The sequence below is a fragment of the Paenibacillus sp. WG02 genome (assembly GCF_055396115.1).
On sequence record NZ_AP036016.1, the window covers coordinates 3,826,163 to 3,841,626 of the forward strand.

Consider the following 15,464-nt stretch of genomic DNA (forward strand, 5'->3'; position numbering starts at 1 on the left):
CGGTTAAAAACTTTGCTAACCTCTATGATGCCATACTTTTCACAAAAACTTAAGCGTTAGTCGGCAATAAAGATGATTTCAGGGATATTTTCCTGCTTGTCTGAATACATTTACTTATGAGTTTATGGCGAGATCATGTGGAAGTGGGAGGGAGAAGGGCGGATGAGTCAGAATAAGTGGTACCAGTTGACGTCAGAGGAAGTCCTGCAGTCACAGCAGGTGAACATGCAGCAAGGATTGCCCTGGGAGGAAGCTTGGAAGCGACAGGCGGAAGTTGGTCGAAACGAGCTTTCCGAAGGGAAGCGTGTTTCTCCGATGACACTGCTTTTGAATCAATTCAAAGATTTCATGGTGCTGGTCTTATTAGGGGCGACCTTGATTTCCGGCTTGTTGGGTGAATATTTAGATGCCATTACCATTATCGTTATCATTGTGATGAATGGCATTCTTGGCTTTACACAGGAATTTCGGGCGGAACGTTCATTACGTGCACTTAAAGAACTGTCAGCCCCTAACGCTAACGTTTGGAGAGAAGGCGCAGTTCATCAAATACCAGCTCGTGATTTGGTCCCAGGCGATATTATTTTGCTCGAAAGTGGCGACCGCGTACCGGCAGATGTGCGGTTTCTGGAAACGAATGGCTTATATATCGAGGAGTCAGCCTTAACAGGCGAGTCGGTAGCCGTCAGCAAAATAACCTCGCCTATATCAAACGATGAAGTACCTCTTGGTGATCAGCGCAATCTCGGTTTCATGGGTACGATGGTATCGCGTGGAACGGCAAAAGCCATTGTAGTTCGTGTCGGGATGAGCACGGAGATGGGGAAAATCGCTGATCTGATTCAAAATACAGAATCGATGGAGACGCCTCTGCAGCATCGCTTGGAACAGCTTGGGAAGATACTGATCATTGTCGCGATTGCATTGACAGTTCTCGTAGTTATCGCAGGCATTATGCATGGACAACCACCTTATGCGATGTTCCTTGCCGGTGTCAGTTTGGCTGTCGCCGCTATTCCTGAAGGGCTTCCTGCTATAGTAACCATTGCGCTTGCACTCGGCGTACAGCGAATGATCAAGCGTAAAGCCATTGTCAGGAAATTGCCTTCCGTAGAGACGTTAGGATGTGCCTCGGTCATCTGTTCAGATAAAACAGGCACGTTGACTCAGAATAAAATGACGGTAACCCACTTATGGGTGGGCGGAGACGTGTTGGAAGTGACGGGTGACGGTTATACGCCGGTTGGGGATATCCAATTAAGTGGACAAAACACCGATGCGCTTAGGAACCCATCACTCAGCAAGCTGCTTCATGTTTCCGTGCTTTGTAATAATGCAACTTTGTATGAGGAAAAGCAGGAGTTGAAACGGAAGAAGGGCAAGGATGGCAAAGATGGCGTCGTCTCTGTTTGGAACATTAAAGGGGATCCAACCGAAGGGGCATTAGTTGTCCTTAGTGCGAAGAGTGGCATTACCCAGGAGTCGCTAAGCGAGAAATATAAGCGTATCGCGGAATTTCCTTTTGACTCTGAGCGTAAACGGATGTCTGTCCTTGTGACTTCTGAGAATGGCCGTATGGCTTGCACGAAAGGTGCTCCTGATGTTCTAATTCAACACTGCAGCTACATCCTTTGGGATGGAAAGGTGATTCCGTTCACGTCTACGCTTAAACAGAAAGTGATTTCTGCCAATGAAGGGATGGCCAAATCCGCTCTTCGAGTATTGGGGATTGCTTACAAGGAACTTAAGAGCAGTGACCGCTACGAGGATTATGAGGATGTGGAAAACAGCCTAATCTTTGTCGGATTAACCGGCATGATTGATCCACCGCGTAAAGAAGTGCGTGAGTCGATCTCGAAGTGCCGTAAAGCAGGCATCAAAACGGTCATGATTACGGGTGACCATCAGACAACAGCTGAGGCGATTGCTAAGCAGCTTGGCATGATTCCTGCGAATGGCGTCAGTATGAGCGGTCAGCAAATTGCGAGTCTCTCGGACGATGAACTGGATGCTAAAGTGAATGATACCTACGTGTATGCAAGGGTATCCCCTGAGCATAAGCTGCGTATTGTCAAAGCTTTGCAGCGCAAAGGACATGTCGTCGCGATGACGGGGGATGGCGTAAACGATGCGCCGGCGATCAAAGCAGCGGATATTGGTATCGCTATGGGGATTACAGGGACAGATGTGTCCAAGGAAGCTTCCTCTTTAATTCTCAGTGATGATAACTTCTCCACAATCGTTGCGGCGATTGAAGAAGGACGCGGTATTTATGAAAATATCCGCAAATTCATCCGTTATCTACTTGCCTCTAATGTGGGTGAAATTATGACGATGTTCATTGCGATGATGGCCGGTCTGCCTTTGCCGCTTGTACCGATTCAAATTCTATGGGTGAATCTGGTCACCGACGGTCTTCCTGCTATGGCGCTGGGTGTTGATCAAGCGGAGAAGGATTTGATGCAGCACAAGCCCCGCTCGTCCAAAGAAAATATTTTCGCAAGACGGTTGGGTTGGAAAATTATTTCCAGAGGTATTCTGATTGGCGTGTGCACCTTGGGTGCTTTCTGGCTCGTATTGCGAGTCAACCCATCTGATGCCGATACTTTACTCAAAGCGCAAAGCGTAGCATTTGCCACTTTGGTCATGGCGCAACTCATTCACGTATTTGATTGCCGCAGCTCACGCTCTATTTTCCACCGTAATCCTTTTCAAAATCGTTACCTTGTTCTCGCTGTTCTTTCCTCGCTCATCTTGATGCTGGCCGTTATGTATGTGGAAGCACTTCAACCTATCTTCAAAACCGTTCCACTTGGTTGGATGGATTGGATTCTGGTTCTGGTCGCTGCTGGTATTCCGACCTTCTTAATGGGGCTGGGCAGTGTGCTGTCGCCAAAACGCAACAAAAATACACCACGTGCTGTTTCGTATAATTCTTCCAAACCGAGCTTCAGATAGAGAATGAAGGCAATCGATCTCAATTCGAGTTGATATTGGTGCACAAAGCTGCCGTGAGGCGGCTTTTTTTCTTGAAACGTACCTTAGAGGCTTGTTACGCATGGGACAGGATGTAACAGTCGGAGATCGAATAGCTTTTTGGGCGGTATCTATTAGCACTATCCCTTTGGCTCATGTCATGCGATTCAGAGAGATAAACGGTCGAAAAGGGAAGGAAAGACTATGCATCTAGACATTTTTACGCTATGATAATGGCTAAACCGCATACTGGGAGTGCTATATACAATGAATTTCACAAAAATGCATGGTCTAGGCAACGATTTTATCATAGTAGCTGGTGAGAAAGAGCTTCCTGCGGATGCAGATCAGCGTGCGATCCAGCTGTGCAATCGTTTCTTTAGTATTGGAGCCGACGGCATGGTCTATATTCTTCCTTCTAATCATGCTGATTTCAAAATGCGCATTATTAACTCTGACGGATCTGAGCCCGAGCAATGCGGCAATGCCATCCGCTGCGTTTCTAAATATGTATACGATCATAAACTAATTGATAAAACGGAGATTACCGTTGAAACACTCGGCGCAGGCGTCCAAAAGGTGCAATTAAACGTACAAGATGGCAAAGTTCGGACAGTTCGCGTAGATATGGGGCAACCGATCCTGAGCGGCCTTCAAGTCCCAACTACGGTCGATGAAGCTAAAGTTATCAATTACCCGATTGAAGTTGACGGGAAAGAGTTTCGTTTTACAGCTGTTTCGATGGGGAACCCGCACTGTGTCATTTATGTAGAGGATGCTGTGAATTTCGATCTAGCCACATGGGGGCCGAAGCTCGAAGTGCATCCGATGTTCCCGCGAAAAATCAATGTCGAATTCGTTACTGTGAAAAATCGTACTTACACGGATATGCGCGTTTGGGAACGAGGAGCAGGACCTACTCTTGCTTGCGGAACTGGCGCTTGTGCAACGCTGGTATCCTCCGTGTTAAACGGTTTAACGGACCGTGAAGCGACTGTTTCACTCAAAGGCGGAGACTTGTTTATCGAATGGAATGAAGCGGATAACCATGTTTATATGACCGGACCTGCGGAAGAAGTGTTTACGGGCACGGTTTAAGTTAATTACATTTTTTAGTAGGTGGGGAATTTATCATGAAATTGGACCTTCGTACGGCGCTGCAGCGAGACATTATAATCGGTGACGGCGCTATGGGGACTTATTTATATCAGATGGGATTTCCTGTCGGCATTTCTTATGAAGAATTAAATTTGCTTAGACCGGATACGGTTGCTGACGTGCACCGCCGTTATTTTGAGGCAGGTGCGCGTCTTATTGAAACGAATACATTCTCGGCTAATCGCGAAAAATTATCCAAGTATGGACTTGAAAGCGATGTTGAAGCCATTAACCGCGCTGGTGTTGAGCTAGCCAGAAAAGCGGTCGGTGACGAAGCTTATGTTGTTGGGGCTATCGGATCTATTCGTGCAGGGAAGCGCAAAAACGTTCGGACGAGTGATGTCGAGGAATCATTGCGCGAGCAGATAGGCATCTTGCTGGATTCGCCTGTGGACGGTCTATTACTGGAGACCTTCTATGATTTGGAAGAGCTGCAGCTCGCGCTGCGTATCATTCGCAGCATGAGTCAGCTGCCTGTCATTTGTCAGTTCGCTAACGAAGGCACCGGCAGCACCCAGGACGGCGTTCCGCTGCAAGAAGCGTTCCAACGGTTGCGCGACGACGGGGCTGACGTCATCGGCTTCAACTGCCGCGTCGGCCCGAATGGGATTCTCCGATCGATGGAGAAGCTAACTCCGATCGCCGGCATCCCGTTTTCCGCGTTCCCGAACGCGGGGCTGCCCGACTACGTCGACGGGCACTACACCTATGCGGCGACGCCTCAGTACTTCGCCGATTGCGCGCTGCGCTTCGCCGACCTCGGCGCGCGCATCATCGGCGGCTGCTGCGGCACCACGCCGGAGCATATCGCCGCCGTCGCCAAGGCGCTGCAAGGCTACGTCCCGGCAGCGCCTGGAACGATGGCCTCCGCGCAAGCTGTGCGCGTGAGCGAGCCCGCTCCGGCGAAGCCTGCGCCGCCGGCAGGCAAACCTTCGCTGCTCGAAATCGTGAAGCAGCGCAAAACCGTCATTGTCGAGCTGGATCCCCCTCGGGATCTCGACATTGAGAAATTTATGCAGGGGTCGAAGGCCCTGCAGGATGCGCACGTCGACGCCATTACGATGGCCGACAATTCACTGGCCGTGACGCGCATGAGCAACCTGGCCCTCGGCTACCTCGTGCAGGAACGCTTAAGCGCACGTCCTCTGATCCATATCGCGTGCCGCGACCGCAACATGATTGGGACGCAGTCCCATCTGATGGGTCTTCACGCGCTGGGCATCGACCACGTGCTGGCCGTGACCGGCGATCCCGCCAAATTCGGCGATCTCCCCGGGTCCAGCTCCGTTTACGATCTGACCTCTTTCGAGATTATTCGGATGATTAAGCAGCTGAACGAAGGTATTGCCTTCTCAGGTAAACCGCTGAAGCAGAAGGCCAACTTCGTTGTAGGCGCTGCTTTTAACCCGAATGTGAAGCATCTGGACAAAGCGGTTCAGCGCTTGGAACGCAAAATTGAGGCAGGCGCCGATTACATCATGACGCAGCCCGTCTACGATGCCAAGCTGATTGAACAAATTTATGAAGCGACAAAACATTTAAATATCCCGATTTTCATCGGTATTGCTCCGCTGGCTAGCGGAGGGAACGCAGAATATCTGCACAATGAAGTTCCTGGGATTCGGTTGTCAGATGAAGTGAGGGAACGCATGAATGGACTCAAGGGCGAAGCAGGGCGGGCAATGGGCGTTGAGATTGCCAAAGAGCTTCTGGATGCAGCAATGCCTTTCTTTAATGGCATCTATCTGATGACCCCTTTTCTGGCCTATGAGATGTGCGTGGACCTGACGAAATATGTATGGGAAAAGTCGAATCGGCATGATTTCCACTTGTACCCACTTTCAAAATGAATTAAAATAGGTTAATGGATGTGATAAGGATGATTTGCAGTATGACCGGATTCGGACAAGCGAATCGTTCTTTTGCGGGATACAGCGTGTTTATCGATGTGAAATCGGTCAATCATAGGTATAGTGAAGTGTCGATTCGCTTGCCGAAGGAATGGGCGGCTTTTGAAGACGCTTTGAAGAAAACGGTGCTGCAAGCGGTGAAGAGAGGACGAGTAGACGTCTTCGTCACGGCGGAACGTGAAACGGCTTCCCCGAAGAGCGTAACGGTTAACTTTGCTTTGGCAGATGCTTATTTGCAGGCTGCGGAGCAGTTGAAGGAGCGCTATGGGTATGCCGAGCAGGTCGAGCTCAAAGAATTATTGAAACTTCCGGATCTCATTCAGATGAAGGAGTCGCGTAAGGAGCCTGATGAAGAGATTGAACAGGAGCTATGCGCCTGCTTGCAGGAGGCCGTTGCCAGATTATCCGACATGCGGCTGCGGGAAGGAGCATTTCTGGAGCAAGATATTCGTGAGCGTTTGGCGGAACTGAAGCGAATCCATGTGGAATTGGAAGCTTTAGCACCTCAGGTGGTTCAAGACTATGCGGCTAAAATGACGAACAGAATTCAGTCACTTCTTCAGGATCAGACGCCTGTAGATGAGCAGCGCCTAGCGACAGAAATTGCGATATTCGCAGATCGTTCGAATGTGGATGAGGAATTAACTCGACTGAAAAGTCATTTTGAGCAATGTGATCAATTGCTTACAGAGAAAGAGCCTGTTGGGCGAAAGTTGGATTTCTTGATTCAAGAAATGAATCGAGAAGTGAACACGATCGGATCCAAGTCCAATCACTCGGAGCCTACGGCTAGAGTGATTACGATGAAAGCAGAGCTTGAGAAGATGCGCGAACAAATACAGAATATCGAGTGAAGCGGCATGGAACTTCACGAGGAGGAAGTCGTAATGGCTATCAAATTAATTAATATCGGGTTCGGCAACATCGTATCGGCGAACCGCATTATCTCGATCGTAAGTCCGGAATCGGCTCCGATCAAGAGGATCATTCAAGAAGCACGTGATCGTCACATGCTGATTGACGCTACATATGGTAGAAGAACCCGTGCCGTTATTATCACTGACAGCGACCATGTGATATTGTCGGCAGTACAACCAGAGACGGTAGCGCATAGACTTTCCAACAAGGACGATGATCATGACGAGTAATACGAATACCCTTGAGCGTGAGAGAGGCATTCTGATTGTTTTATCCGGTCCTTCCGGTGTCGGCAAGGGAACGGTTTGCGCCGCGCTGCGCAAGTGTTCGCCGGATATCGTGTACTCGGTGTCAGCGACAACCCGTTCCCCGAGACAAGGAGAAGTAGATGGTGTTAACTACTTTTTCAAAACGCGAGAGCAATTTCAACAGATGATCGAAACGGATGAAGTGTTGGAATGGGCCGAATATGTAGGTAACTTCTACGGCACTCCGCGACGTTTTGTTGAGGAAACGCTGCGCTCCGGTCGAGATGTCATCTTGGAAATCGAAGTGCAGGGTGCTCTGCAAGTCAAACAAAAGTTTTCCGAAGGTGTTTTCATTTTCTTGCTGCCGCCTTCTCTAGATGAGCTTGAGAATCGCATTGTAACGCGTGGTACGGAAACGGATGAAGTCATTCGCAGCCGCATGTCGGTAGCTTTGGACGAAATTCGCTTGATGGAGCACTATGACTATGCGATTGTGAATGACCATGTAGACTCGGCTTGTTCCAAGATACAAGCTATTCTCTTAGCTGAACATTGCAAAAAAGATCGGATGTATCCCAAAATCGTACAATGGATGGATGAGGTGAATTGAAATGCTATACCCTTCAATTGATAAACTGCTCGATATCGTGGATAGCAAGTATTCACTAGTTGTTGCTGCTTCCAAAAGAGCAAGATCTTTACGTGACGGCGCTAAATCAAATTTGAAAGGCCAAAAGGCCCACAAACATGTTGGTGTTGCGTTAGAAGAACTTTACGGCAACTATATCGGTTACGAGAAAATTGAGACGACCGAGACGGAGAAATACCAGAAATAAATTGGTTTACCCAACAACCCTAGTGGTTGTTATTTTTTTCTCAAATTGTGCGTAGAAAGGGGATACCCATGAGTGTACTGCATGGCAAAACGATTGTGCTCGGCGTATGCGGAGGCATAGCCGCATACAAGGCTGCTGCGTTAACGAGTAAATTAACACAAGCTGGTGCAATTGTGCGTGTTATTATGACCAAATCAGCTGTAGAATTCGTAGCGCCGTTAACGTTTCAAACGCTGTCTCGTCATCATGTTTTCGTGGATACCTTTGATGAGAAAGATCCTTCGGTTGTATCCCATATCAATTTAGCGGATAGTGCTGACCTCGTGCTTGTTGCGCCTGCAACGGCGAATATGATTGGCAAGCTGGCGCTTGGTCTTGGTGATGATATGCTGAGCACCACGCTGCTTGCAACCATGGCACCGGTATGGGTAGCTCCTGCGATGAACGTGCATATGTATGCGAATCCGGCGGTACAGCATAACATGCAGACGCTTTTGAGCCGTGGCGTGCGTTTTATCGAACCGGGAGAAGGGCAGTTGGCCTGCGGTTACGTCGGGAAAGGACGGCTTGCTGAACCTGAGGAGATTCTAGCTGCGATTGAGCGGCATTTTAAGGGGGAGGCTAGGCGGTTGGAAGGGCAACGTGTCCTTGTGACTGCCGGAGGCACTGTTGAACGCATTGATCCGGTACGGTACATCACAAATGATTCTTCCGGTAAAATGGGCTACGCTATCGCTGAAGAGGCGGTGCGAATGGGAGCCAAGGTGACGTTGATATCAGGGCCATCTGCTTTATCCGTGCCGGAGGGCGTTCAGCTTATCCAAGTTCAGTCTGCTTTGGATATGAGAGAGGCTGTGCTAGCTCATTTGGATGAAAGTAACCTCATTGTCAAGGCTGCTGCGGTTGCCGATTACCGCCCAGCCGTTGTTTCTGAACAAAAAATCAAAAAGAAGTCGGACTCGCTAACGCTGGAGCTGATTAAAAATCCGGACATTTTACAGGAAGTCGGTGCGCTCAAAAAGCATCAATTCGTCATTGGGTTTGCTGCGGAGACAGAGCGTTTGGACGAGCATGCGATGGACAAGCTGAACCGCAAAAACTGTGATCTCATCGTTGGTAATGATGTGTCGCAGGAAGGTGCCGGCTTTAGCGGAGATACGAATGTGGTGCGGTTTTATGATCGCAATGGGCTCGTAGAGGCCCTGCCTATACAGAGTAAGAAAGATGTGGCACGTAGACTGCTCGAGCTTGCGGCGGATCGTATGCATACCGCAGCGGGGAAATCCTGATGTACGCCAAAGTCATTGTCGATGTCCCAGCGAAACAAACGAACCGGGCATTCGACTATGAAGTGCCTGCTTCCCTGAGCAAATGGGTTGAAGTGGGCAGTCGTGTTGGCGTGCCTTTCGGCCCTCGGGTGCTGCAAGGCTTTGTCGTCGAACTGCATGAGGAAACGCAGGTGGATGCGACTCGCATCAAGCCGATCCAGAACGTCCTGGACTTGGTTCCTCCGCTCACGGAGGAACTTGTGAGTCTGGGGAGATGGGTCAGCCGCATGTACTTGTGCCATGAAGTTACGGCGCTTCAGGCGATGCTACCCGCTGCACTCAAAGCGAAATATGAGCGAGCGATTGGGGTCGGGGAGGAGTCTGGCGAGCAGTCGCTGCTGGACATGTCGGATCTGCAAGAGATAGTTAGCTTTGTGAAGTCCAAAGGCTCAGTTTCGATGGACGCTTTGATGGAGCGTTTTGCAAGTAACGGCGCCCTCATTAAACAACTGCTGAGCGCAGGTATCCTAACGGAAGTACAAGTGGTCAAAGACCGCATGAACACCAAGAAGGCGTTGACCGTGTTCCCGCCAGCTGGAGGGAGCGGATTGGAAGAGGCTTTGGCCGAGCTTCCTGCCAGAGCCAACAAACAGCAGGATGTGCTGCGTTATTTGATGGAGCATCCGCATGCGATTCGACTTACGGAGCTGATGGAAACAGTGGAGGTCGGCGCCAGCACGGTCAAAAGCTTGGCGGATCGCGGGTGGATCGAGCTGCGTGAGGTCGAAGTGATGCGCGACCCCTATGCGGGCCGTGCTTTCACGCGGACTAAGCCGCTTCCCTTAACGGAAGAACAAAGCCATGTCTTCGCGGAAATTCGGGATGCTGTTGCGGAGGAACGCAATGAGGTATTTCTGCTGCATGGGGTTACGGGTAGCGGTAAAACCGAAGTGTATTTACAATCCATTCAGCAGTGCTTGGATATGGACAAAGAAGCGATTGTGCTCGTTCCCGAAATTTCGCTGACGCCACAGATGGTAGAACGATTTAAAGGGCGGTTTGGCGATTTGGTCGCCGTCCTTCACAGTCGGTTATCGAATGGCGAACGGTATGACGAATGGCGCAAAATTATGCGCAAGCAAGTGAAGGTTGTAATCGGCGCTCGTTCGGCGATTTTTGCTCCTTTTACGAGAATTGGCCTTATTATCATTGATGAAGAGCACGAATCTTCCTATAAGCAGGAGGAGAGCCCCAAATATCACACCCGTGATGTGGCGGTTCAAAGGGCAAAGCAGCAAAACGCCGTCGTTGTGCTCGGTTCAGCAACTCCCTCTCTGGAAAGTATCGAGAAGACAAGACGACGCCGTGACAGGGAGAAACCTCCCTTTCGGCTGCTGACGATGAGGGAACGCGTGGCCAGCCGGCCGATGCCCCCAGTTGCTATTGTCGATATGCGTGAGGAGCTAAAAAACGGCAATCGCTCTATGTTTAGCCGATCCTTGTATAAAGCGATCGAAGATCGGTTACAAAAGAAAGAACAGATTGTTTTACTACTGAATCGGCGTGGGTATGCGACGTTCGTGATGTGCCGTACTTGCGGCTTCGTCTCGCAATGTCCGCATTGTGATATTTCACTTACCTATCATCAAAGCTCGCGTATGCTGCGCTGCCATTATTGCGGTTATGCGGAGCGCGAGGTTACGCAGTGTCCCAGCTGTCAGTCCGAGCATATTCGTCATTTTGGAACAGGAACACAGCGCGTGGAAGAGGAGCTTAGCAAGATTTTTCCCGAAATTCGTGTCATTCGCATGGATGTCGATACCACGACGGAGAAAGGCTCACATGAAAAATGGCTGACGATGTTTCGCGAGAAGCAGGCGGATGTGCTGCTTGGCACGCAGATGGTAGCCAAAGGGCTGGATTTTCCCGACGTGACCTTAGTAGGGGTTATCGCGGCGGATACTGTGCTTAATCTACCGGATTTCCGTTCAGCGGAGCGGACTTTTCAGTTGTTAACGCAGGTTGCAGGCCGGGCGGGTCGTCATGAAAAACAAGGCGAAGTGTTCGTCCAGACATACACACCTGAACATTATAGTGTGCAGTATGCAAGCCAGCACGATTATATCGCTTTTGCGAACCATGAGCTTGATATACGCGCGAATTTAGGCTATCCGCCATATCAGCGTTTGATTCTGGTCACTTTCTCGCATGAGCAGGTTCCGCTCCTGGTGCGTTCTGCCGAGGCTTTTGTAACGAGATTGAAAGAGATTGCTTTTACCTATCAGGCTCAGCAGGTTGATCTGTTTACGAACACGTTGTCCTCGGATCAATCCTTTCAAATGGACGTGCTAGGACCTGTTGCATCGCCGATTTCGCGAATCAAAGATAGATATCGATTCCAATGCGTGGTAAAATATCGGGGGGAAGATCAGGCTGCAGAGATCGTGGCTAAAGCAGTAGCTTGGTTTGAAGAGCGCTCAGCGAAAGAAAAGCTGCTGATTAGCGTAGATGTTGACCCGCAATATTTGATGTAATGAACCCCAAATAGAGAAGACTTCAAAGGTAGGTGCACATTATGGCTATTCGTATTATTGTTAAAGATCCAGATCCAGTGCTGCGTGAGAAAGCCATCACGGTTACGAAATTTAATTCCAATCTGCATAAACTGCTTAATGATATGGCAGACACGATGTATGAAGCGGAGGGCGTGGGTCTTGCTGCCCCGCAAATCGGTATTCTTAAACGTGTTATCGTCATGGATTGCGGAGAAGAACACGGCGGATTGATTGAAATGGTCAATCCAGAGGTTGTCACTTCCAGCGGCGAACAATTGGGGCCGGAGGGCTGTTTAAGTATTCCTGGACTTCGCGGCGATGTGCTTCGACCGCTCCATGTTACGGCCAAAGGTCAAGATCGTGATGGAAATCCGATTGAAGTGACGGGTACGGATTTGCTGGCTCGCTGCATTTTCCATGAAATTGATCACTTGAACGGTGTTCTATTTACGGATCTTGCAACCAAAACGTATACGGCTGAAGAAGAGGAAGATTCCGAGTGAACATTATTTTCATGGGCACGCCGGATTTCGCAGTACCCTCCTTGCGCCTGCTCTTGGAGGAAGGCTATAACGTAACGACGGTTGTCACACAGCCGGACCGGCCGAAAGGACGCAAGCGCGTCCTGACGCCGCCTCCGGTTAAGGTGGAAGCCGAAAAGCATGGGATTCCGGTGCTTCAACCGGAGAAATTGCGTCAAGCGGATTCGGTTGAGCTTTTGAGACAATTAAAACCGGACTTGATCGTGACTGCTGCTTATGGACAGATTTTGCCCAAAGCGGTTTTGGATCTGCCGCAGTATGGGTGTATTAACATCCATGCTTCGCTCCTGCCCAAATATCGGGGCGGAGCGCCGATTCATCACGCCGTGATTCGGGGTGAAGCCGTAACCGGCGTTACGATTATGTACATGGCCGTAGGTCTTGATACCGGCGATATGATTTCAAAGGTGGAACTTCCGATCGAAGATACGGATACGACGGGCTCTTTATTTGAAAAGCTAAGCATAGCTGGTGCGGATCTACTTAAGCGTACATTGCCTGATTTACTGGCAGGACGCATCCAAGCTGCCCTTCAAAATGAGGCCGATGCTATTTATTCTCCGAATATCCGCAGGGAGGACGAGTTGATCGATTGGTCGCGTTCTGCTGTCGAGCTTTGGAATCAAGTACGCGGCTTAAACCCTTTCCCCGGCGCTTACACGCTCTGGAATGGGGAAGTTATGAAAGTATGGGCTAGCGCGAATCCGAAAAATTCTTCGGAGCCAAGTAGCCGAAGTTTCTCCGGAATCAGCGGTGACGCACCTGCTCCTGGAACTGTACTTGGCAGCAGTGAGCGGGGCATTGAAGTGATGACGGGTGAAGGCACGCTGTGGCTGACCGAGATCCAACCTTCAGGCAAAAAGGCGATGCCCGTGTCAGAGTTCGTACGAGGTGTGCAAATTCCAACTGGTACCGTATTCGGACACAGTAACTAAAGCAACTAAAAAATGAGGTATTCGATTTGTCAACGCAAAAACCAACTCGTCCGCAAAACGGACTTATGAAACCGCAGGGGGCCGGCAAGCCCTCTGCTCCAAAATCATCCGGGGGCGCTGCGAAGAGCAGCGCTGTTAAGCATTCTGCCCGTGATGCGGCGCTGGATGTGTTGATTCGGGTTGAAGAAAATCAATCATACAGCAATTTGCTGCTGAATCAGGTATTGCAAAAGCATGCTCTTGAGCGGGCGGATGCGGGACTGGCGACGGAGCTCGTTTATGGGACCATCGGACGGAAAAATACGATCGATTTCTTCTTGGAGCGTTTCGTCAGCAAGGGGCTCGCGAAGCTTGAGCCCTGGGTGAGATGCTTGCTGCGGGCTGAGCTTCTATCAGCTGCATTATTTGGACCGCATCCCCGACCATGCGGTCGTGAGCGAAGCGGTCAATATCGCGAAGCGCCGAGGCCATCAAGGCATCTCGGGCATGGTCAACGGCGTGCTGCGCGCAGTGATCCGCAGCAAAGAGGAGCTCACGCTGCCGGCTGCGCTCGGCGACGTGAAGCGCATCGCGCTGAGCCATTCCCATCCGGAATGGCTCGTGCGCCGGTGGATCCGTCAGCTGGGTGCGGAGCTGACGGAACAGATCTGTGCGGCGAACAATGAGCCGCCGCACGTCAGCATTCGCGCGAACGCGAGGCGCCGCAGTCGCTTGGAGCTGCTGGAACAGCTCCAAGGCAGCGGCCTCAGCGCGGAAGCGTCAGAGCTAGCCCCGGCCGGCATCCTTGTGCAGGGGCCGGGAACATGGCGTTAGTCCCCGGCTTCCAGCAGGGGGACTTCTCGATTCAAGACGAGAGCTCGATGCTCGTCGCCGAGGCTCTGGATCCGCGTCCAGGCATGACGGTGCTGGACTGCTGCGCCGCCCCTGGCGGCAAGACCGCGCACATCGCCGAGAAGATGGACGATGCGGGCAAGATCTGGGCTTGTGATCTGCATGAGCACAAGCAGAAGCTGATCGCAGATCAAGCGGAGCGGCTGGGACTGACGTCGATCCAGACGCTGGTGATGGATGCTGCGAAGCTGGACGAACATTTTGAGGCGGAGTCATTTGACCGCATCCTGCTCGATGCGCCTTGCTCGGGCCTTGGGGTCATTCGCCGCAAGCCCGACCTCAAGTGGGCGAAGCAGGAGGCGGAGATTGACGCAATCAGCGAGCTGCAGCACGCTATTCTGAGCAAAGTGCATATGCTGCTCAAGCCGGGCGGCGTGTTGGTCTACAGCACGTGCACGATTGAGCACGCTGAGAACGCGGGCATGGTTGAGCGCTTTCTCGCCGAGCATAGCGAGTTTGAGCTAGCGCCGCTGCCGGCGGATGTTTTCGCAAGCATTGACCCTGCGGCTGCCGCAGCGGGTATGGTGCAAATTCTGCCGCAGCAGTTCCATTCCGACGGCTTCTTCATCGCACGGCTGCGTAAGCGTTTATAACGCGTCGGCCTTAGGCAGCGCATCGTTCTTCTTGGTTTAACTGTATGTACTACAGTTAATTTCAAGGAAACCGTGACTGAAACGGGTACAAACTGCATATTGTACAGCAAATAGGACCAATTCGAGGAATTAAAGCTGATTTCATCTAAATCAACTGCACTTTTTACAGTTAATTGCCTCAATAAAGGGCTAAGTATTCAATTTAGCTGCACTTTTTGCAGGTAATGCTGGGTTGGTCTGGGTTGGTGTTGACGGTTAAAGACTGTCGATTGATTCACAACTGGTATTCATAACTCCAAAATGCGCGATTTTAGAGTCATTCAGCTTTCGTGATGGAGATGGGCTATAGTGGTTACCAATGTTGTATTATCTACAACAATTCCCACGCCAAAAGGCTATTTTGCATCTTGAAGTTGCATATCGTACAACATTTTGAGCACATTTGTTGCTAAATGCTCTATATTGGGCAAAATTGTTGTACATTCTGCAACATCGAAGGGAAATAGGCGAGATTTAGGCAGCAATTGTTGCATTTTTTACAACATCATTCTACCGCGTTTAGGGATTCATTCATCCGGCAACCTCAAGTGAGCCTAAATGTAGATGATACTGATATATGAAACCATTATGTAGA

The 15,464-nt window shown here is 50.3% G+C and carries 11 protein-coding genes and 1 pseudogene; all 12 read left to right on the plus strand.

The window, feature by feature from the left end:
- The first annotated feature begins 162 nt into the window (after window positions 1-162).
- Complete coding sequence (locus ACBP55_RS16995) at window positions 163-2,958, plus strand: calcium-translocating P-type ATPase, SERCA-type (RefSeq protein WP_464652890.1); 2,796 nt, start codon at window positions 163-165, stop codon at window positions 2,956-2,958.
- A gap of 285 nt (window positions 2,959-3,243) precedes the next feature.
- Complete coding sequence (dapF, locus tag ACBP55_RS17000) at window positions 3,244-4,074, plus strand: diaminopimelate epimerase (RefSeq protein ID WP_464652891.1); 831 nt, start codon at window positions 3,244-3,246, stop codon at window positions 4,072-4,074.
- 35 nt (window positions 4,075-4,109) lie between these two features.
- On the plus strand, window positions 4,110-5,984 hold the full coding sequence (locus tag ACBP55_RS17005; protein WP_464652892.1) for a bifunctional homocysteine S-methyltransferase/methylenetetrahydrofolate reductase: 1,875 nt from the start codon (window positions 4,110-4,112) through the stop codon (window positions 5,982-5,984).
- Window positions 5,985-6,025: 41 nt separating this feature from the next.
- Window positions 6,026-6,898 carry a YicC/YloC family endoribonuclease gene (locus tag ACBP55_RS17010; RefSeq protein WP_464652893.1) on the plus strand — a complete coding sequence of 291 codons (873 nt, stop codon included), beginning with the start codon at window positions 6,026-6,028 and terminating at the stop codon, window positions 6,896-6,898.
- A 33-nt stretch (window positions 6,899-6,931) separates the two neighbouring features.
- On the plus strand, window positions 6,932-7,192 hold the full coding sequence (gene remA / locus ACBP55_RS17015; RefSeq protein ID WP_009672664.1) for an extracellular matrix/biofilm regulator RemA: 261 nt from the start codon (window positions 6,932-6,934) through the stop codon (window positions 7,190-7,192).
- Window positions 7,182-7,820, plus strand: a complete 639-nt coding sequence (gene gmk / locus ACBP55_RS17020; protein WP_029195621.1) for a guanylate kinase — start codon at window positions 7,182-7,184, stop codon at window positions 7,818-7,820. The genes remA and gmk overlap by 11 nt, the downstream gene beginning before the upstream one ends.
- A gap of 1 nt (window position 7,821) precedes the next feature.
- Window positions 7,822-8,046, plus strand: a complete 225-nt coding sequence (gene rpoZ / locus ACBP55_RS17025; protein WP_029195622.1) for a DNA-directed RNA polymerase subunit omega — start codon at window positions 7,822-7,824, stop codon at window positions 8,044-8,046.
- 68 nt (window positions 8,047-8,114) lie between these two features.
- Complete coding sequence (gene coaBC / locus ACBP55_RS17030) at window positions 8,115-9,335, plus strand: bifunctional phosphopantothenoylcysteine decarboxylase/phosphopantothenate--cysteine ligase CoaBC (protein WP_029195623.1); 1,221 nt, start codon at window positions 8,115-8,117, stop codon at window positions 9,333-9,335.
- Window positions 9,335-11,848 carry a primosomal protein N' gene (gene priA / locus ACBP55_RS17035; protein ID WP_464652894.1) on the plus strand — a complete coding sequence of 838 codons (2,514 nt, stop codon included), beginning with the start codon at window positions 9,335-9,337 and terminating at the stop codon, window positions 11,846-11,848. Before coaBC ends, priA begins: the two co-directional genes overlap by 1 nt.
- 41 nt (window positions 11,849-11,889) lie before the next feature.
- Window positions 11,890-12,372, plus strand: coding sequence for a peptide deformylase (gene def, locus ACBP55_RS17040; RefSeq protein WP_029195625.1), 483 nt, complete (start codon window positions 11,890-11,892; stop codon window positions 12,370-12,372).
- A gap of 11 nt (window positions 12,373-12,383) precedes the next feature.
- Window positions 12,384-13,346 (plus strand): methionyl-tRNA formyltransferase, encoded by a 963-nt coding sequence (fmt, locus tag ACBP55_RS17045; protein ID WP_464653333.1) that lies wholly within the window; start codon window positions 12,384-12,386, stop codon window positions 13,344-13,346.
- A 65-nt stretch (window positions 13,347-13,411) separates the two neighbouring features.
- Window positions 13,412-14,830: pseudogene (rsmB, locus tag ACBP55_RS17050) on the plus strand (16S rRNA (cytosine(967)-C(5))-methyltransferase RsmB).
- Window positions 14,831-15,464 lie beyond the last annotated feature (634 nt).